At 59.5% G+C, this 24,699-nt stretch carries 21 protein-coding genes and 1 pseudogene; 12 read left to right on the forward strand and 10 right to left on the reverse strand.

What is annotated here, in order from left to right; translation table 11 throughout:
* Window positions 1-47 precede the first annotated feature (47 nt).
* Both DMP03_RS10905 and DMP03_RS10910 read right to left on the reverse strand, forming a co-directional pair.
* Window positions 48-362 (reverse strand): RPA12/RPB9/RPC11 RNA polymerase family protein, encoded by a 315-nt coding sequence (locus DMP03_RS10905; RefSeq protein ID WP_152120693.1) that lies wholly within the window; start codon window positions 360-362, stop codon window positions 48-50.
* Between the two features lie 291 nt (window positions 363-653).
* The gene (locus DMP03_RS10910; RefSeq protein WP_152120694.1) at window positions 654-1,706 is read right to left on the reverse strand and encodes a sensor histidine kinase; all 1,053 of its coding nucleotides are present in this window, start codon (window positions 1,704-1,706) and stop codon (window positions 654-656) included.
* A gap of 530 nt (window positions 1,707-2,236) precedes the next feature.
* On the opposite strand from DMP03_RS10910, the gene DMP03_RS10920 reads away from it, so the two are divergent.
* Window positions 2,237-2,893: a helix-turn-helix domain-containing protein gene (locus DMP03_RS10920; protein WP_152120776.1), complete on the forward strand. Its 657-nt coding sequence runs from the start codon at window positions 2,237-2,239 to the stop codon at window positions 2,891-2,893.
* Between the two features lie 72 nt (window positions 2,894-2,965).
* On the opposite strand, the gene DMP03_RS10925 is transcribed toward DMP03_RS10920, so the two are convergent.
* Window positions 2,966-3,454 carry a redoxin domain-containing protein gene (locus DMP03_RS10925; RefSeq protein ID WP_172967135.1) on the reverse strand — a complete coding sequence of 163 codons (489 nt, stop codon included), beginning with the start codon at window positions 3,452-3,454 and terminating at the stop codon, window positions 2,966-2,968.
* A 334-nt stretch (window positions 3,455-3,788) separates the two neighbouring features.
* Window positions 3,789-4,304, reverse strand: a complete 516-nt coding sequence (locus tag DMP03_RS10930) for a hypothetical protein (RefSeq protein ID WP_152120697.1) — start codon at window positions 4,302-4,304, stop codon at window positions 3,789-3,791.
* A 226-nt stretch (window positions 4,305-4,530) separates the two neighbouring features.
* Here DMP03_RS10930 and DMP03_RS10935 point away from each other — a divergent pair, with 226 nt between their 5' ends.
* On the forward strand, window positions 4,531-6,339 hold the full coding sequence (locus DMP03_RS10935) for an SLC13 family permease (RefSeq protein ID WP_152120777.1): 1,809 nt from the start codon (window positions 4,531-4,533) through the stop codon (window positions 6,337-6,339).
* Between the two features lie 116 nt (window positions 6,340-6,455).
* On the opposite strand, the gene DMP03_RS10940 is transcribed toward DMP03_RS10935, so the two are convergent.
* The gene (locus DMP03_RS10940; protein WP_152120698.1) at window positions 6,456-8,141 is read right to left on the reverse strand and encodes a histidine kinase N-terminal 7TM domain-containing protein; all 1,686 of its coding nucleotides are present in this window, start codon (window positions 8,139-8,141) and stop codon (window positions 6,456-6,458) included.
* 580 nt (window positions 8,142-8,721) lie between these two features.
* Between DMP03_RS10940 and DMP03_RS14965 the strand changes: the two are divergent.
* The 4 genes and pseudogenes from DMP03_RS14965 to DMP03_RS10960 all read left to right on the forward strand — a co-directional run bounded on the left by DMP03_RS14965 (window position 8,722) and on the right by DMP03_RS10960 (window position 12,357).
* Window positions 8,722-9,114 (forward strand): annotated as a pseudogene (locus tag DMP03_RS14965) (type IV pilin).
* 9 nt (window positions 9,115-9,123) lie between these two features.
* Complete coding sequence (locus tag DMP03_RS10950) at window positions 9,124-9,534, forward strand: type IV pilin (protein WP_152120699.1); 411 nt, start codon at window positions 9,124-9,126, stop codon at window positions 9,532-9,534.
* A gap of 434 nt (window positions 9,535-9,968) precedes the next feature.
* Window positions 9,969-10,796 carry a type IV secretory system conjugative DNA transfer family protein gene (locus DMP03_RS10955; RefSeq protein ID WP_152120700.1) on the forward strand — a complete coding sequence of 276 codons (828 nt, stop codon included), beginning with the start codon at window positions 9,969-9,971 and terminating at the stop codon, window positions 10,794-10,796.
* 229 nt (window positions 10,797-11,025) lie between these two features.
* A complete protein-coding gene (locus tag DMP03_RS10960) occupies window positions 11,026-12,357 on the forward strand; it encodes a hemolysin family protein (RefSeq protein ID WP_152120701.1) in 1,332 nt (443 codons plus the stop codon).
* 307 nt (window positions 12,358-12,664) lie between these two features.
* On the opposite strand, the gene DMP03_RS14520 is transcribed toward DMP03_RS10960, so the two are convergent.
* Window positions 12,665-12,826 (reverse strand): hypothetical protein, encoded by a 162-nt coding sequence (locus DMP03_RS14520; protein WP_193221828.1) that lies wholly within the window; start codon window positions 12,824-12,826, stop codon window positions 12,665-12,667.
* A gap of 647 nt (window positions 12,827-13,473) precedes the next feature.
* Between DMP03_RS14520 and DMP03_RS10965 the strand changes: the two genes are divergently transcribed.
* On the forward strand, window positions 13,474-14,808 hold the full coding sequence (locus tag DMP03_RS10965) for an aldehyde dehydrogenase family protein (protein WP_172967136.1): 1,335 nt from the start codon (window positions 13,474-13,476) through the stop codon (window positions 14,806-14,808).
* Between the two features lie 267 nt (window positions 14,809-15,075).
* Here DMP03_RS10965 and DMP03_RS10970 read toward each other — a convergent pair whose 3' ends face one another.
* Window positions 15,076-15,711 (reverse strand): class I SAM-dependent methyltransferase, encoded by a 636-nt coding sequence (locus DMP03_RS10970; RefSeq protein WP_152120703.1) that lies wholly within the window; start codon window positions 15,709-15,711, stop codon window positions 15,076-15,078.
* 161 nt (window positions 15,712-15,872) lie between these two features.
* On the opposite strand from DMP03_RS10970, the gene DMP03_RS10975 reads away from it, so the two are divergent.
* Entirely contained in the window at window positions 15,873-16,799 is a 927-nt protein-coding gene (locus DMP03_RS10975; RefSeq protein ID WP_152120704.1) for a sulfide-dependent adenosine diphosphate thiazole synthase, read from the forward strand.
* 94 nt (window positions 16,800-16,893) lie between these two features.
* Window positions 16,894-17,232 (forward strand): hypothetical protein, encoded by a 339-nt coding sequence (locus tag DMP03_RS10980; RefSeq protein WP_152120705.1) that lies wholly within the window; start codon window positions 16,894-16,896, stop codon window positions 17,230-17,232.
* A gap of 163 nt (window positions 17,233-17,395) precedes the next feature.
* On the opposite strand, the gene DMP03_RS10985 is transcribed toward DMP03_RS10980, so the two are convergent.
* Complete coding sequence (locus DMP03_RS10985; RefSeq protein ID WP_152120706.1) at window positions 17,396-18,133, reverse strand: hypothetical protein; 738 nt, start codon at window positions 18,131-18,133, stop codon at window positions 17,396-17,398.
* Between the two features lie 920 nt (window positions 18,134-19,053).
* Between DMP03_RS10985 and DMP03_RS10990 the strand changes: the two genes are divergently transcribed.
* Window positions 19,054-19,872: a transcriptional regulator TbsP domain-containing protein gene (locus DMP03_RS10990; protein ID WP_152120707.1), complete on the forward strand. Its 819-nt coding sequence runs from the start codon at window positions 19,054-19,056 to the stop codon at window positions 19,870-19,872.
* Window positions 19,873-20,217: 345 nt separating this feature from the next.
* Window positions 20,218-21,165, forward strand: coding sequence for a mechanosensitive ion channel family protein (locus DMP03_RS10995; protein WP_152120708.1), 948 nt, complete (start codon window positions 20,218-20,220; stop codon window positions 21,163-21,165).
* Between the two features lie 20 nt (window positions 21,166-21,185).
* Here the strand turns inward: DMP03_RS10995 and DMP03_RS11000 are convergent, their stop codons facing one another.
* Window positions 21,186-22,547: a restriction endonuclease gene (locus DMP03_RS11000; RefSeq protein ID WP_152120709.1), complete on the reverse strand. Its 1,362-nt coding sequence runs from the start codon at window positions 22,545-22,547 to the stop codon at window positions 21,186-21,188.
* A gap of 505 nt (window positions 22,548-23,052) precedes the next feature.
* Here DMP03_RS11000 and DMP03_RS11010 point away from each other — a divergent pair.
* Window positions 23,053-23,820: an SDR family NAD(P)-dependent oxidoreductase gene (locus DMP03_RS11010; protein WP_152120711.1), complete on the forward strand. Its 768-nt coding sequence runs from the start codon at window positions 23,053-23,055 to the stop codon at window positions 23,818-23,820.
* Here DMP03_RS11010 and DMP03_RS11015 read toward each other — a convergent pair.
* Entirely contained in the window at window positions 23,817-24,638 is an 822-nt protein-coding gene (locus DMP03_RS11015) for a succinylglutamate desuccinylase/aspartoacylase domain-containing protein (protein ID WP_152120712.1), read from the reverse strand. The genes DMP03_RS11010 and DMP03_RS11015 overlap by 4 nt on opposite strands.
* Between the last annotated feature and the right edge of the window lie 61 nt (window positions 24,639-24,699).

The raw sequence follows: 24,699 nt of genomic DNA on the forward strand, positions 1-24,699 counted from the left end.
CCCGGTGTGGTCGTCACACTCGGACCCCACGGCCAGTGTCTGGGCCGTCAGTCACGCCACTTGTAGCCGCACTCGACACAGGTGAACAGCCGAACCTCGTAGGAGCCGCCCGGCTTTGGTATCATCTCGTAGTAGGCCTCGTCGCTGTCACAGTCGTCTGCCGGACAGGACTCCTGCATCGTCTCGGTGGAGTCCTGGGTCGCGTCGGCCACGTCGGGACCGCCGTCGTCCTGCTGTCCGTCTCGGGTCGTCATCGCCGCTTCCGCTTGTGAGTCTCGGGGCTCCTCGTTCCCGCAGGAGCGACACACCCACGTGTCACCCTCCGTGTGCATCATCGAACGACATTCGCCACAGAATTGCATATAACATCGGAGACACGGCTGCCGGATATATGTGTTAATGTCTGATTCGCTGTGTGACTGACCATTGTAACGTTTCAGGAGGACAGCGATGAGACCTCGGTAGCTGAGACGGTTATGTGTCTGTTAACGCACATTGGTGACATTGCTCCGATACCGAATGTCCTTCCCCGATACTGTCTTCGACTGCGGCCGGAGGAATCAGGAAGACGTTCGAGTCGCGTCCGTAGCGGCTCTGCAGTCGGACGTCGTCGATTTCTTCGGTGTCTTACCTGGGGGATTCTCCGGAGCGCGTCAGTCGAGAAAATCGATTCCGGTAACCTCGAACCGCGCACCGCCCGCTTGCGCATCCGCGGCAATTATATCCCAGCCATGAGCGTTGACGATTGTCCGGACGACTGAGAGCCCGTACCCGTGTCCGTCGCTTCTGGTTGTAAATCCATGATCGAAAACCTCCGCTTTGTCTTCGTCACGGATGCCCGGCCCGTCGTCTTCAAGATAAAATCCGCTCTCGAGCGGGCCAACTCGAACTGTCACGTCGTTTCCCCCGTGATTCACGCTGTTCTGAAAGAGGTTCTCGAACAGCTCACAGAGTCTCTCGGGGTCGCCACTCACTGACTCAACGGACTCGTAGTGGAGACTCGCAGTGGATACCCCAGGTAAATTTTCCCACGCCATTTCGATGACAGCACCGATGTCGGTCGGCTCCGGATCGGTGACGACATCACCCTGCTGTGCGACACGAAGGAGGTCGTCAACGAGGTGGGCCATCCGTTCAGTCGTCTCATGGACCGTCTCGAGGTGCTTTTCCTCACCGGTTTCCTCATACAGGGTCAGATTACCGTCGATAACGCTCAGCGGATTCTTCAGATCGTGTGCAAGGATGTCGGTGAACTCCTTGAGCCGGTCGTTCTGTCGCTCCAGCATGCGCTCGTACTCTTTTTCGCTCGTCGTATCCTGACTGACCGCCGCGTACCCGTGGAACGTATCGTTCCACAGCGGAGACAGCGTGAGCGCTCCCCAAAAGACGGACCCGTCCCTCCGCCGATGCCACTGTTCGACCGCAACTGGGTCTACCTTCGGTTGGGAGAAGAATTCATCTGGAAGCGAATCAGGCTCTGCTCTGGCTTCGTCTGCAAACAGCGTCCGCACGTGCTGACCGAGAATCGTTGTCTCGTCGTATCCGTAGAGCTGTTCGGCCGGAGCGGGCCAGGTGAGAATGTTCCCGTCCGAATCGAGATTGAAAATCGCGTGCGTGGCGACACCCTCGATGAGACGACGGGAAGCAGCCTCTCTTACTCCTGAGCGATCAGCGTCGGAATCAGAAGCCTCGTGAGGAACGACCATGTTGAGTCGTCAGCTTCCGTTCAAAAGCGTTCCCTGGATGGTCTGCCATGGTTTATAAACCATACCCAACGATCGGAGCAGTCCGAGCGTCTCGGGGCTCGACTCCGAGATTACTCATCGTATCCCTCTCAGCCATTACTCCGGAGTTCAACGATCATGACTTCCACGTCAGGCGTAGCCCCATCAGTGTGATAATCCCGCGTCCCCCGTAGATCGATATCGTTCCGGAGGGCGGCGAGGATTACTTGCCGGAGTGCAGCTTCAAAGTCTTCTGTGCTTGAAATTTCGTTATCGAGTGTGCGATCGGTTGTCATAGTGGGAAACAGCCTCAGACGGTGACACAACCACCCTGTAACGTGTGTCTGTTTTGCACACAGGGGGAACCACAGCCGTGAGATTCTACAGCTCTTTGTATGCCGCCACGACCCATAGGAGTACCGAAACGCATGGTACACCATGTTTTCGATTCCGTCCAGACATCGTCTCTACCGAGTCTTTACCACAGTCGCTACGAAACAGTCTTCTATCTAATGGCCGTTATCGTTGAGTTAACCATTCCGGCTGACGCGTTCGAATTGGGGCAGATTCTCCGGGTCGAAGAGCCCACACAGGTCACCGTGGAAACGATGGTCCCCTTAGGTGGGAAACCCACGCCGTTCGTTCGAATCCACAACGGCACGCGGGACACATTCGAACGCACCGTCCGAGAACATCCATCGGTTCACGACATCCAGCTCGTCAATTCACACGACGATGAACTGTTGTACGCTCTGGACTGGGAACCAGCCGACGACTCGGTGCTACAGACGATTCTGAACCTGGGCGGAGTCCTGTTGAACGCGACCGGAACGGCCGACAGGTGGAGCCTTGAACTCAGGTTTCCGACCCACGAGGCGCTTTCGGCGTTCCAAGAGTACTACATCGAACAGGAAATCCAGGTGTCGATCAAACATATCTACAATCCCACGAGGCCCGATGCCGGCCCCTGGTTCGGGTTGACGCCGCCACAGCGCGAGACACTCTCGTATGCAGTGGAGTCGGGGTACTACTCGCTCCCGCGTGAAGTCTCAACGCAGGAACTCGCGAAGCGGTTCGATATTTCAGATCAAGCGGTTACCGAACGGCTCCGACGAGGCATCGCTACCTTGGTGCAGAACACGCTGTTAGTCAACGCGGAGAAAGACTGAGTGGCTTCCCGTTGCTGTTGTGACCGGCACCCGTATCCACGACCATTGACGAGGGGGCGCTCTAACGTGTGATCACCGACTGCGGTCCTCCAGCGAGAGGACCGTCTGGTGGAGTTCGTCGTAGCTGGGACTCTCATATGCGTTTTCCGTCAACCACTTGTAGCGAATGCTGCGCGTCTCATCAATTGTCAACAGCGCTCGTTTCGGGACGCCCTCGTGGTGTTCCCACTCGTCGTAAGCGAGTCCGTACCTTTCGGTCACCGTCACTGTGGTGTCGCTCAACAGCGGGAATGGAATGTCGTATTCTTCGATGAATCGCATATGGGCATAACACGAGTCGAGCGAGACGCCGAACACGTCCACGTTATCCGTAAATGAGAGAAACTCTGCATCACGGAAATGACAGATGACATCTGTACAGACGGGACTGAAGTCAAATGGATAGAAGATGAGAACGACGCCCCCCTCCTCGGTGTATTCGTTCAGGCTGTATTTCTGGGTTCCCTCGCCTTCGGTACCCGGGAGTGAAAACTCGGGACCCGTCTCTTGCGTGGCGTTCACACTATGGATGATGGTCGGAGCCCGGAATGGGCTTTCACATGGTGCGACAAGTGCTTTATACGAGTGAGATAATGTTCGGCGTCGAAGCCGATCTCGGCTCTCTCCGTCGGAGATTCACCGCCAACGCCCTCCGTGTGAAACACCACTCGTTCCCGGGAGTGGTGCTGGTCGCTCCAACTGCCGGACGACGGTGTCCGAGTTGGAGAGCAATCCGGGCCAGTGCCCACGGACCTCAGTACTGCGTGTCAAACGGAGTGGTACGATTGATGGGCGGGGCGTGGACGAGCCACGTGAGCGTTTTATTCTAAGACTGGGGGCCAGACTGTGGGGCGGACTACTCTCCCCGTCGGACGACCGCGGTGAGTTGAGATTTCGGAAGCCACTCGTCAGCGAGATACGGGGCATCGTCCCGTTTCTCGAATCGCTGATACTCCTCCTGTAGCATATCACGCAATCGCTCTCGGCGGTCGCTGTCGACTGCGGCGTTTTCCACGCCGTGTTCGAGTGAGCGTATCTTGTGTGCAATCTGCACGAGATGACGACCCGGCGAAGAGTCCTTGAACAGAACTGCGTCCTCGGTTTCCCGGGAGATAGACCCAACAAATGTGGTGGCCAAGCGTACCTGCACATCGTCGGTTTTCTCGTTGACGAGCCATTCCGGAAGCTGGATAAATACGTCATCTTCGTTTAGGAGGCCCAACAGTTCCCACAGTCGATGCGTATCTCGCTCGCTGATGAGACCTCGCTGTCGTGCCGTCTCCAGAGTCACCTCGTGGTCTGTGAGCGTCTCTGAGTGCCACCTGCGAGCGAATGTCTCGTAGTCAGCGTACGTTCTGATAGCGTCAACCACTCTCAAACAGGGAGGAGCGCGAGACGGAGAAACCTTCTGCCTCTTGAACCGTGTGTACTCCGGCACCGAGCAGCGCTATCTGATCGGACGCCACAACTGGACCACCGGTCGTCTGGCTGGTCGGGATACCAGACCTTTTCCCGCGCAACCGCCTCCACACAGTGTGTCTTTCTTCTTATCTCCGTTGGCGACCCAAGGGCTGGCTTCGACACCGGTGACTGCGGAGATGCTCGTCGTCTTTGCTCTCATTCTCCTGGCTCTCGTGCTCTTTGCGACCGAACGGTTCCCGATTGACGTCACCGCTATCCTGATCATGGTGCTGTTGATGGTACTCGAACCGTGGACGCAGATATCGCCGCAAGAGGGGATCTCTGGGTTCGCGAACCCGGCAACCATCACGGTCCTGGCGATGCTCATCCTGAGTACGGGAATCAACCGAACCGGCATCGTCCAGTTGCTCGGCCGGAAGATGGCTGCGTTTGCCGGGACCGACCGCCGAAAGCAACTCGCCGCCACGGTTGGGGTGACCGGTCCGGTCTCGGGGTTCATCAACAACACGCCGGTCGTCGCGATACTGGTTCCCGTGATCGCTGATCTCGCACACGAGGGGAAAACGTCACCGTCGAAGCTGCTGATGCCGCTGTCGTTCGCCTCGATGCTCGGCGGAACGCTCACGCTCATCGGGACGTCGACGAATATCCTCGCAAGCGACATCGCAGCCCAGCTCGGCGCAGCGTCGCCGGAACTCGGATTGACGGCGTTCGGGATGTTCGAGTTCACCAAACTCGGCGTCGTTGTCTTCGCCATCGGCTCTCTCTATCTCATGACGATCGGCGTCCGACTCATTCCCGAACGGATTCCGGCTAACGAGGACCTCGTCGAGGAGTATGCTCTCCAGGAGTATCTCGCAGACGTGATCGTCCCGGCGAACTCGCCGCTGGTCGGTCAGACCGTCCAGGAGGCGCTCGGGGACGAAGACCTCGACATCGATGTGTTACAGCTGATTCGAAACGGCGAGCAGTTCGACGAACCGCTGGCTCGAAAAGAGATAGATGTCAACGACACGCTCCGGCTCAGGACGAACCGAGAGACGCTCGAGTACATCATGGATGCGGAAGGGCTCACACTCTCGGGCGGTCCGCGAACCGAGGACGAACTGCATCCCGAAGAGGAACAACCGGTCCTCGTCGAAGTCGTCATCCCATCGGGGTCTTTTCTCATCGGCGAGACCCTGACGAGTTCGTCGTTCCGACAGCGCTACGACGCGAACGTGCTTGCGTTTCGCACCCGGGGAGATGTCGTCCGAGACCGGTTCGAAGACATCCACATTCGCGTCGGCGACACTCTCCTCGTGCAGTCACCGCCCGACAGCCTCACCCGCCTCGTCGAGAACGAGGATTTCATCGTCGCTCACGAGTTCGACGAGGTGACCTACCGGAGCGAGAAGATTCCGTTCGCGGTCGGCATTATCGCCGGCGTAGTCGCACTGCCGGCGTTGAATATCCTCCCGATTGTCGTCTCAGCCCTCGCCGGCGTCGTGGCGATGATCTTCACTGGCGTTCTCAAGCCGACTGAGCTCTACTCTTCGGTCGAGTGGAACGTGATATTCCTCCTCGCCGGCGTCATTCCGCTCGGCATTGCCTTACAACAGACGGGCGCTGCGGCGCTGCTCGGAGACGCCGTCGCTGCGACGTCGGTGTTTCTGCCACCAATCGGCGTCCTGTGGGTCTTCTATCTCGCGACCGGCTTGTTGACGAGTGTCATCAGCAACAACGCCAGCGTTGTGTTGATGATTCCAGTGGCCGCCAACGCCGCCCAGTCAATCGGGGCGAACGCGTTCGCGTTCGTTCTGGCAGTCACGTTTGCAGCCTCGACGGCGTTCATGACGCCGGTCGGCTACCAGACGAACCTCTTCGTCTACGGTCCCGGCGGATACACGTTCTCTGATTTCATCCGGGTCGGGGCACCGCTGCAGTTTCTCCTCTCGATCGTGACCGTCCTCGGAATCGCGTTTTTCTGGGGCATTCGCGCCTGAGGGAATCGCTCCCGGAATCGTGTGCTCCCGTCTCCCGGCGGGAGGTGCCGTACGAACTCGACGAGGATATCGAATGCAATCTCACCCGTGCCGAATCCTCCCAGAGACGAGACGACTCACTCGGTCGCGGGAAGTAGCTCCACGCCACCGATTTCGATCCGAACTCCCTCACTGTACGTCGGGTCGATATCGACCGTCCATCCGTGACTGCTCGCAATTGCCCGCTTCGTCGGAAACAGCATTCCGGTCTGGGCAGACGGCTTCGCCTCGCCGTACGCGAACACATCTTCTATGTCGTCTGCCGGTATCGGCTCCCCGTCTGTCGTAACGGTAAGGACGGACTCGCCAGATTCGACGGCCAGTTCGGACGCGCCGTTGAGATCAGCGAAGCGGACGACGGTGGAGAGCAACTCGAGCAGCAGCGACCGATCTGCCCGGAGCGAGACGCCCTCGCAGTTGCGGAGCGACAACTCGTCCGGACCGACGTCGGTGAATGCGTCTGCAGCTACCGAATCAAGCGTGCATTCTTCAGTCTCATCAATCGTCTGTCCGCGGCGGGCCAACCGTGCTAAGTCGGTCACGATGTGTTCCATCCGCTCGTGAGTCTCTTTGATGGTCTCGACTGCCTCATCGTTGCCAATCCCCTGTTCCGGTCGCTCCTCGGCGATCATCTCGAAGTACCCCATCGCGATCGTCAGTGTATTCCGTAGCTCGTGGGTAATCGCGTCAGCGAAAGCGTCGAGCTGCTCGTTTTGCCGGTCGAGTTGCTCGTTCTGGCGCTTGAGCTGTTGGCGCTGTCGTTCCAAATCTGTCACGTCTGCACACACCACGGCCTGTCCGACGACCATGTCGACCTGGGTCAGCGGCGTCTTGGTGACGTAGAGATACCGCTCCGTGTCGGCACCGGACTCTCCGACGGTAATGATCTCACCGCCTTCCTCAGCCGCACACGCCAGCGACGGCACGGCAGCAGAAAGCGGTGTACCCTCACAGCTTTGCAACGTTGGAAATATCGCGAGCGCACGCCGGTTGTAGTCCCGGACGTGGCCGCTATCGTCGGTGACGACGATGGCTTCGTCGATTCCGTCGATGATCTGTGTTCGCCAGAACCGCGGGATGGCAGTGAACTGTTCGTTGACGAAATACAGCACACCGACAGCGAACACCGCGACCCCGAGCGGTTCGTAGTGAATCGTAATCAGGCCGCCAGTGTCCAAAAGCGTAAGCAGATAAAAGATAATCGGCAAGGCGGTGGTCGCCACGAGCACCCCGAGCACCCGAGCGTCCGATTTTGAGCTGCTGAGCATCTCGTACAGGAGATAAAACCCGATCGCAGCCAGTGCATACGACAGGCCAGTGACGATCCAGTGAATCGTCCCGAGTTCGATCACCACGTGTGCAAACGGCCGCGTTGTCGTTGTGGTGGTGAAGTAGAACTCGTGGAGCGGGTTGGTGATCTTGATACTGATAATCCCGAGGTAGAGTCCGAGCGCAGTGCGGCGAATCCACGGGCGGCGGTGGTGGTCGTGGCCGGTGTAGGCAGAACAGAAGTACAGCCACGCCCCGATGGTTGCGAGACCAACGACGAGACCGGCAACGTAAAACGTGATCTGCACTCCCGGCGAGACGGGGAGCAGACGGCCGACGTGGGTCACCCCCCAGAGTCCGCTCAATCCCAGCAACGCCCCGAGTCCCCGTCGTGTATCCGGATCAGTGACTCGGGACACCCGGCGGAGGCTGAAGAAACAGGCTATGGCAGCGAGGGTGAACCCCGCCACGTATGCCACCCGGACGACGGACATGAATGATACTACTCCGCATGATAAAAATAACTACGCGTATATACGCTCCGATACCACTTCTGTGCGGGGGTTTGCAAGTGACAGTGTGTATGAAGCGTTGAATCGTGGCGACAGCTGCGGCCCGTGACACCGGCAATCTGCTCTCAGCGTATCGGTGGTATCTCTGAAGCTTTGCGTCGTACCGGGGAGCTGTCCGTAGCGTCACTGTTTCGAACCACAGTTTGGACAGAAATCGACACTGCCGTGCGCGGAAAGGTCGGCGTCGCAACTGGAACAGCGGTCGTAGATATTCGTCGTTGCTTGGAAAGCTCCAGTATAGATAGCCTACGCTGCCGTTTTGATACTTAGATGGAGTCTCAAACCGGGAGAATGAGCGGGGGTTTTATCAATAAGGGCGGCATAATTTATGTAGACCGCGCGCTGACGCGGCCACTGGCTTGTGCTCGCGGCCGTTAACGAGTCCGCAAGGAGAGAGCCGCGGGACAGTCACCATCTGTCCTGCTTCAAGAGTACGGTTGCGTGCCGTGCTCAAAAATCCTTGCTCTGGCTCGGTGTCTGACGCGCTGGTTGACAAACTAACATGCAAATCAAACATCTGTTCGACGACGACTCGGCAGTATCACCCGTTATTGGAGTGATACTAATGGTGGCGATCACTGTCATTCTGGCAGCCGTCATCGGCACGTTCGTCCTCGGCTTGGGCGATAACGTCGAGAGTACACCGACTGCATAGTTCGATATCGACTTCAATGACGAGCAAATCACCCACGAGGGTGGTGACGCTATTCCGGCCGACCAGCTTGAGGTTGTTGTTGGTGGTAGTCCCAGTGACTGGGATGGCAGCGACGATGTCACTGCTGGTGATACGCACTCACTCTCCAGCGGCCTCAGCTCGCCTACAGAAGTCCGTGTCGTGTGGACCTCACAGAGCGGTGGATCATCGCAAACTCTCGCCAGTGCGGAAGCACCATAACATAATCCAATGAACATCAAACAACTATTCAACGACGATTCGGCCGTCTCACCCGTCATCGGCGTGATTCTGATGGTTGCCATCACGGTGATTCTGGCAGCTGTCATCGGCACGTTTGTCCTCGGACTCGGCGATAACGTCCAGAGTACACCGACGACACAGTTCAGCTTCGACTACACGAGTAATGGTAATGATGTGACCATCACGCATGACGGTGGTGACTCTATTAACCCGGCACGACTCAGCGTGAATGGCGTAGATACTACTGTCGCTTGGAGTACTGGGAGTGACAGTAGTGTTAGTGCGGGCGAATCGACGAACACATTGACCATTTCGAGCAGTGCCAATGAAGTCCGTGTTATCTGGACAGCAGAAGGCGGTGGCTCGTCCCAGACACTCGCGTCGAGCGAAGTCCCATAACACGGCACCGCAGTCCGTGATTGCTGTTTTTTATCGCAACACTCGATAGCCACGGCGCTGTTGACACTACTATGCTCCCCAGCCCTCTCGACGAGTCACCGACACTGCCGGTGCTCGACGGATAGGTCACGGGGCGACACACAACGTGCGTCTCGCCCCCGCTGCGTCGGTTGACACAACATTGAACCCGCGGTAGGGGTCTGTTCAGCCCCGCGCGGCATTCGTAATTCGGTACTCCAGTTGATAAGTATAGTGGGCTAACGCTCTCTGGGCACTCTCGAGAGTCCGCTTCCGCACAATGGGCAAGGTAACTCTCCGGATTTGATTCTGAGCCACCTACAGCTCGCTTGAGGGGCAACTATCGGCCCCGAAAGAAACTCGGACACAGCAAGCGCCCCGTTGCCGTCTCTCGGTTAATCACAACTCGTAGTAGTATGAAAAGTGATCGCTTCGGGAACGAGGGCGTCCACCAGCTCCTCGACAGTGACGAGCACAAGGATCTACGCGGGGCAATCAGCGCTATCAACCCGGACGCATCGAAGCAATCGGTCGGAGTGTACTCGACGCTCCAACCGATTGTCCGGGAGGTGCTCACGGGAGATTTCGCAACAGCGGACGGCGAGTTTTCGATCCGGGAGTACATCGAAAACCCAAATAATCGATTACTGTTGCTCGATTATCCGATTGAGGAGGGTGATCGAATGGGCCCCATCTACAAGTTCTTCATTGACCGAGCCAGCCAACTCATGATCGCCGACCCCGACCGAGGCGGGTACTTCGTCCTCGACGAGTTTGCTCGTGTCCCACAGTTGGAGGTGCTCGATACACTCGTGGCCACGGGACGAGCCCAACAGACCCAAGCCATCCTGGGGGTCCAGAGCCTCTCACAGCTCGCCCGGAAGTACGGCGACGCGACGGTCGATTCGATTCTGAGTGGGCTCACACAGGAGATGCATCTCCGGTCGGGTGACCAGCGGACCGTCGAATACGTCCGCGACCGGCTCGGAACCAGCGACCAGGTACGGTACTCGTTTCGCGATGAGACAACCGTGAACGGCAAGCCAGTCACGAAGACCGTCTCCAAGGAACCGATAGCTGGGAAACTACAGCGACTGGACCACGGCGAAGCGATTATCTATGCGACGCGTGGGTGGGTACACGCGAAGCTTCCCATGTGGCGGGAACTCTCCGAAGCGACACGAGAGGAGCTTGCGGGAACTCCCCACCACTCGCCCGGACGAATGGTCGGGGACGACGACTAATAAGACCGCTCACAAGAAGTATAGCAGTGATATGTCGCCGTCGCGTGCGTATCACGCGGCCCGCGACCGCGATGGTGTGGTGACAGTTACGCGACGTTCGGCGTCGGCTTCGTAGCACGACGACGCCGGACTCACCAGCTTTCGTCTGGTGGATGGTTTTAGTAAATAGGACGAAATACGTAGCTATGGACACATCACAATCGAGCGGTAGTCCGGCCCAGGAGTATCTATGGTAAACGTCGCGCTCTCGGTGGGTCAACTCATCTTGGCGCTGTTTCTCGTAGTGCTCAACGGATTCTTCGTCGCCGCAGAGTTCGCCTTCGTTCGGATTCGGGGGACATCGGTTGACCAGCTCGTCGAGGAGGGGCGTCCGGGGTCGGGGACGCTGCAAGAGGTAATGACCAATCTCGATAACTACCTCGCCACGACGCAACTCGGCATCACCATCGCCTCGCTCGGATTGGGATGGGTCGGCGAACCCGCCGTGGCGGCGCTCATCGAACCCGTGCTGGAATCGATTCTCCCGGCGAGTCTCATCCACCTCGTCGCTTTCGCAGTCGGCTTTAGTCTCATCACATTCCTTCACGTCGTCTTCGGCGAACTGGCGCCAAAGACGATCGCAATCTCCCAGACCGAGCGGCTCTCGCTGTTTCTCGCCCCGCCGATGAAGCTGTTTTACTATCTCCTCTACCCGGGAATCGTGGTCTTCAACGGGGCAGCCAACGCGTTCACGCGGTCGCTCGGTGTGCCCCCCGCTTCGGAGACGGATGAGACGCTCGGTGAGCGAGAGCTTCTCCGAGTACTAACACGGTCGGGCGAAGGAGGAGACATCGATGTCGCGGAAGTGACGATGATCGAGCGCATCTTCGATCTCGACGACATCGTGGTGCGTGAGGTCATGGTTCCACGACCGGACGTGGTGAGCGTTCCGGCGGATGGCTCCCTCTCCGACCTCCAGTCGACCATCCTCAACGCTGGTCACACACGCTATCCCGTCCTTGCTGCCGACGACGGCGACGACGTGATCGGATTCGTTGACGTCAAGGACGTGTTACGAGCCGAGGTGGAAGGCGGGGAAGCCGAGTCAGTCGGTGACATCGCCCGCGAGATCGTTATCGTTCCCGAGACGATGACACTGAACAATCTCCTGCAACAGTTCAGGGAAGACCGACAGCAGATGGCCGCCGTCATCGACGAGTGGGGAACACTCGAAGGGATCGCAACGGTTGAAGACGTCGTCGAGGCGCTCGTCGGAGACCTCCGAGATGAGTTCGATATGGACGAGCGTGAACCCTCGATTCGCCGGCGCAGCGATGGGGGGTACGACATTGACGGGGGCGTCGCGCTATCAGAAATTAACGACACGATCGAGGGAGCGTTCACGAGCGAAGAGGTCGAAACGGTCGGTGGGCTGGTACTCGAGCATCTAAACCGGGTCCCAGAACGTGGCGATCGCGTTGAGGTCGCCGGGTACGTCGTTGAGGTGACGAGCGTCGACGGGAGCCGAATTTCGACGGTCAGGGTCCACAGACGCCAAGAGGATGATTCAGCGGAGGACTGATTGGAGGTCTCACCGCCGGTCGGAAGTCAAGAGGATCCCGACCTACAGGGGACGAGATTCGCGCGACGGGAATCGATAGAGCACTGAGATACGGCTTCAACAAATGTGGTCCCGTCGGTATCCCCATCCCCGACAGGAACGGCGTGAAATAGACCGGGCGTGGTGACCAGTCGGACTGTCCGGAATATCAAGCTATCAGAACAGCTGAAATAGCTCGGGTGCGGGTTAGAACAGAGGGCATGAGAGATACAATTTAGACCGTGTAAGCAGTCTGCAACGTCTTGTTGCCTTCCCAGAAGCAGTCGTCTTACGTCGACGTACCGGACGAGGAGGCGACCGGGACGAGCGCGGCTTCTACCTCGTCCGGGTCGTAGGATTTACGCTGGCCACCATCGGCACGAGCGACCGTCGTAGACGTATCGTCTGTCGGCATTATCGGGACCATCGGCTCGATTTTATCTCGGCGCATCTACTCTATGTGAGGCTCCACAGCGTATTAAGTATAATGAACGTTCATAATATATGCGCTGTCAACTGTCGACAGTCCCGGATTCCCTTCGGCTGTGCGGCAACAGTGCCGATAGAGCGTGGTGAAAGCTGGTTCGGCCGTGGTGAGCGTCTCCAGTCGATACTCGGGAGCGAACGTCAGCGCTCACCCTCGAGGAGTACAGCAAGGTTTTGCGGGCGATCTGCGACTCAGGACGGTTGGTAGCTCGATACAGATTCGAACGCAGTCTTTAATCACGGCCTTGAGAGTCTGGCGCGAAGGGCTGTCAGGAAATACTTGATTTTGCTGGTCCAAACTGAAGTCACTCGGTGTACCCCGTTTCGAACCGGAATCGTCAGAAAGTGTGTCGTTCGTCTCTCGCAAACCGAACGCGTACACCGATGCTAATCAGGCGGGGTCGGTAAATAAATGAAATAATAATGATATACATCTTTAATATTGTGCCGTAGTTGGACGGTTCACATGAGGAGTCAAATCATCTACAAAACGATTTGCCGGGCTGCTCGGTATCGTGCAAGGAGGCGGAGGTTCTGACGATGTCGACCGGAACTTCCGAGCAAGAGCCCGAGAGGGTTGTCCGACAGTGTATCGAGACCGGCCGAGACGCCATGGAGCAGATCCAACAGTACGATCAGTCACAAACTGACGACCTCGCTCGCGCCGCAGCTTGGGCCGTTTATCAAGAGAACCGCGCCGAATCCCTCGTTCAGTCCACGCTCAAGGCGACCGAGTTCGGGAACGGAGCCGACAAGCGTGAAAAACTCCGCTCGCGGGTCAAAGGGATTCTCCACGATACACTCGGCCAGCCCTCAGTTGGGGAGATTCCGACCGACCGCGATGGCGTCGTCGAGATTGCAAAGCCGGTCGGTGTCATCGGGGGGCTCGTTCCCTCGACGAACCCGGCCCCCTCGGTCGCTAACCTTGCAATTCTCGCATTGAAGGGCCGCAATGCACTCGTCATCTCGGCGTCTCCGTCCGGTATCATCCCTGCGACGGAAGCCGTCGAATACATCCGGAATGAACTCGCCCGCATCGGTGCGCCACGCGATCTCGTTCAGGTGCTTCCCCAGCCGGCGTCGAAAGCAAAGTCGAACGCCCTACTAGAACAGGCCGACCTTCTCCAGGTGACAGGCTCGGCCGCAAACGTGGCGGCCGGCCAAACTGCCGGTACTCCGAACTACTCGGTCTCCGAGAGCAATCCCATCGCTCTCGTCGACACGGGAGCCGACCTGGGGGCTGTCGCCGAACGGGTTGGTGCAAGCGCCGGCTATGACAACGGGACGACCTGTATCGCGGAATCGTGTCTCGTCGCCCCGACCGAGGTATACGCCGAGCTACGGCAGGCTCTCGCCGATCAGGGCGGCTACCTCTGTACTCGGGAGGAGACCGACCTCCTCCGAGAGACGTTGTTCACAGACGGCCACCTCAACCGCGATGTAATCGGTCTCGCAGCCGAAACGTTAGCGGCAGAGGCCGGAATCGAGAACAGCGAGATCAGCGAGCCAGACCTGCTAATCGTTGAAGCAGGAGACATCGACGAGGATCCGCTCGTCACGGAATGTCTGTCACCGATTCTTGCGACCGTCGATGTGTCGGATTTCGAGACGGGCTTAGACGTGACACGTCGGATCCTTGCACGCGAAGGCGCAGGCCACAGTGTCGCCGTACACACGAACGATTCACACAGGGCCGTCAATGCGGGCCGAACGCTTGATACCTGTAGGGTAGTCGTGAATCAACCGAACCTCGGCAGTAGCGGGACATTCGAGAACGGCCTTACACACACCCTGTCGATGGGCGGGGGGACGTGGGCCGGAAACCAACTGGACGAGAACCTTTCGTATCGACATTTCATCCAGACGACGCGGGTCGCGTTCCGCCAAGAGCGGGACGAACCCTCGGCGGCTGACGTGTTCGGTTCCTACGAAGGCTTCGACGATTGACGCCCTCCCTGCCCCGAAGGCCCGATTTGCCGCTTAATCTTCCGTAACGAGGGCCACGATTCTTCATTCGCGCCCCGTCGGACCGCGCGACTGGCGCTCGAACTCGACGAGCGAGTACGCCGTGCGTTGGTTCAGCCTGTTCACGTAGCTCCCCTGCCGGCACTGCTCGGATGCGATACGGCAGGAGGCTCACAAAAGCGATACCACGCCGCGCCCAGCAGTGGTTGGAACACTCATCCACACGCGTTCTCTTCTGTTATCTCCCAGTCACGATTCGCGGCGCTTTCGAAGCCGGCCACGGACGAACGGCCAGACTGGCGTGACTCCGAGGTCCAGCCGCTCGACTTCGAGTACGTCGAACGACTGTAGCGTGGTCAGGTGCGAGACGGTTTGTCGGTTCAGACGACAGCCGCCGGCGAGGCGTCGCCAAATGGGCGCGGAGAGATTCTGCACCTGTCCACGCCAGCCGTCGGCGTGGACGTGCTCGAAGAATCTGAGTTCGCCACCCGGTTTCAACACTCGAGACACTTCCGCGAGCGCGGCGTCGACATCCGGAATCGTACAGAAGACCATCGAAGCAAGTACGGTATCGAACTGGCCGTCAGCGTACGGTAGCGACTCGGCACTCGCCTCGCTGATATCGACGTCGAGGCCCAGTTCTGCTGCTTTCGCGAGTGCCTGTCGACGCATGTGCGGGTCCGGCTCGATAGCGTTGAGTCGTCTCTCTCCATCGGCTGGAAGGTAGGGAAATATCCCACCGGTTCCAGCCCCCAGGTCGAGCACCGACTCGCCGAGCGCCCGGACAAGGTACTCTCGGTGCGGGCGCAAGACGGTTCGTTCAGCCAGAGCGGTCGCCGGATCGTAAATCGCCGCAAAGAGTCGATGTTCCGGAGTGTCGCTCACCGTCTCTCACACATACACGAGAGATAGTGTGGGAGCTACCTTGGCTGTTGTGACGACGTATCTGGCTGCGGTCCCGTCTCCCCCACCGATGCGTCCGTGACACAAACTCGACGTGAAGGTACCCCGAGCTTTATTATTATTAAAGAATACTACTTGGTTGTATGTTCGAATTTGATGGGTTTGCGCCCGTCGACGAAGCAGAGGTGACTCGTGCGATCGCGGACGACTGGCACGACGAGTTCATGGACAGCACCGAAGCCGATGTCATCATCGTCGGTGGCGGTCCGTCGGGGCTAATGGCCGCCAAGGAACTCGCCGACCGCGATGTCGACGTGACCGTCGTCGAGAAGAACAACTACCTCGGCGGGGGATTCTGGCTCGGTGGCTTCCTGATGAACAAGGTGACAGTTCGGTCGCCGGCACAGACTGTCCTCGACGACCTCGGCGTCGAGTACCACGAGAGCGACGAAGCCGATGGGTTGTACGTTGCAAGCGGACCGGCGGCGTGTTCGGGTCTCATCAAGGCGGCCTGTGATGCAGGAGCACGTGTCCAGAATATGACCGAGTTCACCGATGTCGTGATCCGAGACGACCACCGCGTCGGTGGCATCGTCATGAACTGGACGCCGGTCCACGCACTTCCGCGCGAGATCACGTGCGTCGACCCGGTCGCCGTCGAGTCCGACGTGGTTATCGATGCCACTGGACACGATGCAGTCGTGGTTTCGAAGCTCCACGAGCGAGACGTGATTACGGCCGACGGAATCGCACACGCCGCAGAGAACTCGACCGGGATGGACCAGACCGACGACGAGAGCTACGGCGCACCGGGTCACGACTCTCCTGGTCACGACTCGATGTGGGTCGCCGAGAGTGAGGACGCCGTCGTCGAGCACACGGGGAAGGTCCACGACGGTCTGTTGGCATCGGGGATGGCAGCCGCGACAGTCCATGGACTCCCACGGATGGGGCCGACCTTCGGTGCGATGTTGGTCTCGGGCAAGCGCGTTGCTCAAGCCGCCATGGACGAGCTGGGTGTCGACGCCGGTGCGGTCGAGATGTCGAGTCCGACGCCCGCCGACGACTGACCGGCAACCGCACTGTCGGACGTGCAGGCGAACACATGATGTCGGGGGCGTCATCCCGGGTGCAGCTTTTGTATTCGTAATCCATTGTGAACGTGTGGCACCTAGTGGTGAGGACGATAGGAGTCGGACGTTCCGGATGCAACGGTATCACGAGCGCTGTGCACGCCGCACCTCGATGGAACCGCTCGCCGAGACGCGTGTCGGCGATACGCCAGCAGTGCTTGTCACGGCGTTGAAACACATCGACCGGGCTGAGCCGTGGACCGTCTACCGAGACCGCGAAGCAGAGCGGCGATTCGTTGCGATTGGACCCACTGGCTCGATGACGCTTCGTCGCGAGCAGCACAACTGGGTCGTCGCGGATACCGCCGGCCAGATTGAGTGTCTTTCGCCGTCGCGGGCTGCGAGCCTCGTCCGGTCGGTGCGCTGGTAGACACAGTGGGAGACCCGTCGACACTGTGGTCGTGAGTCGGGACCGTCTCGGTCAGGCCGCGAGGTGTCTTCGTACACGAGCGGTTGATGTCGGCGTCGCTGCTCGTCTCCGATTACTCTCGGAATACTCTCCGATTCGGAAAGTGCTCCGTCTGGTATCCATACTATCTTTCGTCGCCACACATCTGTAGCAGCGTGAGATAACGCCCCGTCTCCATGTCGGGATGGACGCGTCCGCCAAGAACTCCGTTCTCGGCCGCGCGTTCACCAACGGTCGCTTGGAGCGTAGTTCGAAGCCGATCGAACTCGTTCAGCGTGAACTGCTTCCCACCGACGACGTAGCCGACCCATGCTTCGGTCTCCGCGGACGTACGGGCAAGCGGTAACAGCGACTCGGGGGGTCTCGCTGCAGTCGGTGCATCCGAGCCCAACCGTGCGAGTGACGGAATCGTGAGGCCGCCGGTGTCCCAGTAGGAGGCGACACGGGGATACCGCGTCCCGATCGCTCCAGAGATAGTCGGTATCTCGACGGCATCCGTTATGAACTCGCGAGCGAGTCGCGCAGTAAGCTCGTCGGTAGGAGTCGCCGTGTGACCGAGCGGTCCCTCACGGATGACAGATTCGTCGAACAGGAGCGTTGTGTTTGCGGCGGTAGTGAGACGCTGTAGTGTCGTCTCCGCGTGCTGGCCGTCGGTCGCGGCAAAGACGAGCACCGGCGTATTCACAGCTTTTCTCGCGAGCGTGACAGCCGTCGTTACCGCATCTGCGTCCGTGAGTGAGAGCGTGAGCAGACAGATATCCGTCTCGGTAATCGCCGCGACAAGCCGGTCGTCACAGCCATCGCGGTCGCCGCCGGCACTCGTCCGGGCGGCGTTGTGACGAAAATCCGTGGCGGTTCGCACTGGACACGCCGTTTCTGGCCGTCCAACGTAGATACTCGTAGTGAGTTGTTGAAGTGGTATCCGCGGGGCTGTATCGTAGCTGCGGTCAGCTAGCCCGGCCGCAACACGTCGACAGCCCCAGGAGCCACAGCCGATGTAGCAGAAGCGAGGCAGACCGAACTCGTCCGAATCAGACGAGGAACTCGCCTCCGCTGCCTGCTGAGCAGTATCGAGGGCCGTCGCAGCGAGATCCTTCATACGAGTCGCTGCGAGTCCACCAACTTCAGCTTTCGTCCACGCTCAGTCCGTCCACAGCGTCTCGAGCAGCTCGTCGCTCCACGTCCACTCACCGTCGTATCGTACCGGGCTCTCATCAGCCCGAAGAAACGGCTTGAGCGCCGAATCGGAAACCCCATTTCGGGTAAATGAACCCCCAACGAGAGATATCCGGTCATCCGTGTCGAACTGATAGCCGACCATAGAGCCAATGCCGAAGTGAACCAAGTTGCGCGATTCACTGTATACCCAATCCCTCCGCGATTTGTTTATATATTCACGTTGCAATCTGCACCCTCCAATTTAATTTCAACATATTATTGATATCTATTATGCTATCTATCACTATACATAATACAACAGACTTCGGAACTAATGTCGTAAATGCAGAACATAGCATACACCTACCTCAAGAATAGCCCACGACTAACTGCACTGGTTCTCACGGCGGTTTTCTTATTGTCGCAGATAACAGGAGCTGTCTCCGCTGTGGATGGTCTAGGTGTTGCAGGCCCGTAATATCCGGTTCGGAATATACTGACAAGCCGGGTATATAAATATCAATTCTTACAATATGTAATCTGAGATTGACTTCTGACTATGATTGTTCCTAAACAAAGCGTAGGCCGGAAAACGCATAATAGTCTTGAGCGATAGTTTGATCTATGACAAACGCCGAAGTAATTACTCGCGAGGAGAGTCTCCGACAGGTAATCGAGACGGCAGACGCCGACGTCACGGTCGTCGCGCCGAACTTCGAGACGCTCCAAGCTCTCGGTCGGCTCGACGACCCGGATTGGGGCGACCACGTGCGGATCCTCACGACGCCACAGCCCCTGAAGCGACTGCGGCATGAGTTCACGACGGCGACGCGTATCGCCGAGATCTCGTCTCGCAACGACGTAACGATTCGAACCATCGACGATCAAGACGCGACGCTTCAACCGCTCGTGCTCACCGAGTCACAGGTGACGACGGTTCTGTTGTCGGGAATGGAGTCCGTCCCGACGCTGCGAACGTCTGTTGAGCCGGTGTTGGAAAACGTTCACGAGACCGTCGCGGCGCTGTGGAGATCGGCACAGACAGCCGACATCAGTACACCGCCGTACTCGCAGGTGATGAAGACCGTCGGTGAGAACTTCGACGGGAGTTTCGAGGCGGACGTCCAGACGATGTTGAGTACCGCGATGGGGAGTCGGGCTATGTCCGACGGCTTGGACGAAGTCCATGCGTTTCTGCTCCTCGCGGCGCGCAATCGCGAGCAGTACCGCGAGCTGACGAAGTGGGCAGAGCGGATTCAGATCGGAAGCCCGGCACGATTCTCCACGCGCAAGAAAGAACTCGAGAACGCCGGTCTGCTCACGACCGAGAAGATCGAGCGCGAGACCGTCGGTCGCCCCCGACAGCGGCTGCTGTTGACTGATCAGGAGCTACAGGAGGCACCGCTGAACGAACTGGTTGCAACCGCACAGGCAGTCCTCTGAGTGGTCGGTCTCCCGGCGGCTATTCACGACGGCGTCCGACTTCGACCTGGACACCCCAGCGATCGATTACTCGTTCGGTGACTTCTGGCGCACTCCGTCCGTGACCGGCGAGACCTGTTGTCCCGCCGGGACCAACGAACGGGTAGGCGGGCGTGGAAACTGCAGGTGGGAGTTCAGAGGACGCGAACTCCGCTGCACGTGGGATGACCCCTCGTCGGTGAGCTGTTTCGGGTCGACGGTGTGGTGGCGCATGAATCGTCGTTCGCTGACGTGTACGGGAAGTTGGCGTCCAGCGCGGAACTGTCGGATAGATACCTTTCTCACGCTGGGGCGATGTCGAGCAGTATGAGCCGAGCCGGCTATTTCGCGTTGGTGGGGGCGGGAGCGCTGTACGGCAGTCGACACCTGGTGCAGCACACGGGCGTCGACGGGAGTCTCCTCGGTGTGACAGTGCCACCGTTCGTCGTCACGGGGCTCTCGATAGCCGCAGTACTGTTCGCGTTGTATGCTGGTTACAACATCTTCGGTAGCTATCTGCTCGAACGAACGGAGAGTAAACGCCGTCACCACGACGTTCGGAATCTGCTGCGACTGGTGTTTGGGGGACTTGCCCTCATTGCCTCCTTCGGGGTCATCACTCGCGAGTGGGTGAGCGTGTTGTTCTCGCTCGGCGTGCTCGGGTTCGCAATTATCTTCGCACTCCAGCAGCCGCTGTTTTCACTCATCGGCTGGCTGTACATCATCGTGAAGCGGCCGTATCAGGTGGGCGACCGCATCGCAATCGAGGAGATGCGCGGCGATGTCGTCTCGGTTGATTTCTTCGTCACGGAAGTGTGGGAGATCGGCGGCGACCTGGTCTCGATGAACCAACCGTCTGGCCGGATCGTGACAGTCCCGAACAGCACCGTGTTATCGGCTCGCGTCGTGAACTTCTACGGCGAGGGCGTCCAGTCCGTCTGGAACGAGCTGTCAGTACAGGTGGCTTACGAGACGGATTTAGCGTTCGCCTCGGAGCTGATGGTCGACGCGGCCACGGCGCAGCTTGGCGAGGAGATGGCCCAGCAGGTGGAGGAGTACCGTCAGCGACTACACGAAACACCCGTCGAACTCGACGTGAACGACAGACCGACGGTCAATATCGTGCAACAGGAGTCGTGGGTCGAGCTTCGGTTACGATATACCGTCCATCCCCGACGCGGGACGCGTGCGAAGAATGCTCTCTACAAGACGATTTTGACACGGTTCAACAAACACCCGGAGTGCGTGAAGTTCCCGATGAGCCGGAACCGCTAACACACCGCTGTCGAGCCGATTCACAGCAGTCCCGTTTGCACTAGTAGCAACGCGAGAACTCCAACGGTTCCAACGACTGCGGCAATCGCCGCTGGTACGTTCTCCCGTGCCTTCTCGTGGGGTGGCATCGCTGCATACTCGTCTGCAAACGCGTCTCGGTTCGCCTCGCTGTAGAAGTACTTCCGTCGGAGAGCAAACCGGTCGGTCACGGCACAGCCGGTACAAACTGGCTCTTGTTCGAGCCGCTCCGTCTTGATGTGTGACTCGCAGTTGATACTGCCACAGTTTGAACAGAACGTGAACGTCGCCGCGTCCGCGTCGCCACACTGGACACACTCGTGGGTTCCATCTTCGTGGGTGACGCGCGACGGACCCGCAGCGTAGTACGCGTACGGGTACGAGTACTCCTGGATCGTCGTCGTTTGATGAATGTCGGGCAGATAGACCGCCTCGATCGACTGGACCGAGATGTCCGAGTGGTTCGGTACACACTCCTTGTGGTAATCGACGTTGTTGTCACCGGTGTACGAGACCGTCGTCGCGTGGTGTTGTTTGAGCCGGTCGACTGCCCATTCCTTGTATTCGGTCTCGGTCTTCCCAAAGCGCTGCACCTCGTGGTCGTCGAAGTCGGCCGCGAGGTCTAACCCCTCGATTCTGACCGTCTGTCCGCGGTTCTCGGAGACGAGCGACGCGACCGCGCTGTCCAGTATCCGTGGCTGCGTGCGAGCTGCCCGGACGACGAACTGCGTGCGCTCGTCGATACGGTGAATCACACCGACGGAGGTTTCGAAGACAGCATCGACCGTCGCCGTTACCAGGACGACCGGTTCGAACGTGGCGTGTGTCGTCGGCGTCGAGAGCTTCGTCTGATCGAGGTTCTCGATATCGCGAAACGCCTCTCGCACGGGCCCATCGGTGCCGCTTGTCGGGTCTGTCGGCCGGAGCGTCTCGTCACACAAGATCTCGATGCGACCGTTGTACAGATCGAGACCGACCTCCTCGGCGATTGACCGCAGCCCCTTGCCGTCGATCAGTTCGATTGGATACGGGTCGCCGTTGTCCCGAAGTCGCTGTGCGTACTCCGTCGCCGGCCCGGTGAACGTACCGGTAGTGACGGCGATTCCGCGCTTTGGGCCGTCGAAGTCGTACGTCGCGACTGCCGAGTGGAGCTTCTGAACCACCGGTCGACCGACGGTCCCGGTGTGCTTGCACTCGACGACGACGCCCCTCGTCGTGCCGTTCACCCGTTCGTCCATCAGGATATCCCGGCCTTCGTCGGCGGTTTTCGCCGCCTGCCGGACGTTCGTATAGCCGACGTTCCGGAACACGTCCTCCATGACATCCTCGAACTCGAAGCCCGAAAGCTCATCCAAAATCGGCATTGCTGTTACAGTCCCAACCAGCGGGCGTGGCTTAGCCCTTCCCGTGCCGGACGCAGCATCGGTGGCCGACTCCGTCGGGACCGTCCATCGCCCGTTCGTGACGCAGGTGAGCCGGTAGTGTGATGTGGTGATACCGTAACCGCTCTCCACATCTTCCAGGGTAAAACGGGAGGACGGGAATGATGATTCCGAACCCGAGCAGATCGATGAAGATGATTGCGACGACGACCGCCACTCGTCGCCGAGGTGACGAAGGCGCGGCTGACCCTGCCTGATCGCTCACAGCAGCCCGAGGTGACGCCACTAGGACTGATGGTTGCCGCGGCGCGGTATAGCGGTACCGGCTCGCGGGCCGTTCGACCCGTCGATTCAGCCACTCGAGCATTCGCTCGCTCGTCCGTGACGAGTGTGAAACCAGCGTCGTCGGCTGTCGACGGCCGACTCGATCGCGCTCGCCAACTACCCCGGAGATACGTTTTTGTTCACAGCCAGCGGGTCATCATTCGTGCTAGAGAATATCACGGTATTCGTCACCGGCGCGAGCGGCGGTATCGGTAGGGAGATCGCCCACACGTTCGCCGACCACGGCGCGTCGGTCGCGTGTGCGGCCAGAAGTGACGGAATATACGAGACGGCAGACGCCCTCGGCGAGCAGGGTCTCGCCGTCGAGACGGACGTGACCGACGAGGCGAGTATCGAGGCTGCCGTCGCCGAGACGGTCGAGACGTTCGGCGGGCTCGATTGTCTCGTCAACAACGCGGGGGTCGCCGGCCCGACACAGCCGTTCGACCGGCTCTCGCCCGACGACATCCAGGAGACGGTTGCGGTCAACACGACCGGCGCGGCGATGTGTGCGAAACACGCGAGCGACCACCTCCGCGCGAGCGAGCAGGCCAGCGTCATCAATATCGGCTCCATCGGCGGGAAACAGCCGTATCCGAACCGGCTCCCCTACGCGATATCGAAGATGGGACTCGTCGGCGTGACGCGGACGCTCTCGCGTGAACTCGGCCGCGACGACGTGACCGTCAACACGGTGCTTCCCGGTCCCGTCGAGGGAGACCGCATCGAGGACGTTATCGCGAAGCAGGAGCGTCTCGCCGACGTGGAAGACGCGGAGCCGTTCCGTATCGGCCCCGACGATTTCGCGCTCCCTGATTACACCGCGAGCAAGGCAGAGGTCGCAGAGCAAGTCACCTTCCTCGCCGGGCCGAACGCGCGACGCATCACGGGACAGGAAATCGGGGTCGACGGGGGCGCGACCTGGTACTAGCGCTCGGGCGTCGGCTCCGGGCCGGGAATTGCCTGCTCGTCGAGTCGGCCGACGAGGTCGCCGGTGTAACCGAACTCCGTCTCGTAGCCGTACGGCGAGAGCAGGATTGGATAGAAGGGTCGGTCGGCGACGAACAGTTCGTCGTCTGCACGCGCGTACGTCTCCCCCTCGGCCACGCGCTCGAAGTTGGTCGCGAAGGTCTCGTACTCGGTCGCGGGCGGCTTGGGGAGCATCCGGTCCATCCGGAAGACGGAGACATCCTCGTGTGGCGCTCGGGGCGGCTCGATTGCGCCGACGGCACCCAGGAACTGCCGAGTGAGGTCGTAGGCGTTCTCGGCGGCGCGTTCACTTCCCTGCAGCCCACACTCGACCTCGATAACGTCCTGTGACTCGAGGAGTCTGCCCTCGGAGAAGTTCACCGTCTCGATGAGCGCCTCGACGGTGAGATACGGGACCACCGAGGCCGCAAGCGGGTCGAGTTCGTCGACGAGGGCAAACGGTGTGGCGTACGACTGCGTGGAGTGCATCGAGAAGATGGTGCAGTCGCGCAGCTCCTGTGTGAGTTTGTGCGCGAGTCGGCCCTCGTGGGTGTCGGCGTCGGGGTCTCCCGGAAACGCGCGGTTCAGGTCTTCGTCGACGTAGCGGGCGTTCTCGGCGAGTGCGCGCTCGTTCGCGACGACGAACTTGACGGGTCTGTCGAGGTCGGGCGAAGCGGCGAGCAGTCGCTCGACGGCACGTGCACCACACGGTTCGTCGCCGTGAATCGAGCCGACGACTGCGATTTCCGGCGTTCCCTCACCCAGTTGCTCGACGCGCATCTACCCGGAGGTTCGCGACGGGGGCATATGAGAGCCCCGGATGCGGTGGACCTGCGGGCGA

The sequence above is a fragment of the Halosegnis rubeus genome (genome assembly GCF_009184545.1).
Lineage (GTDB): Archaea > Halobacteriota > Halobacteria > Halobacteriales > Haloarculaceae > Halosegnis > Halosegnis rubeus.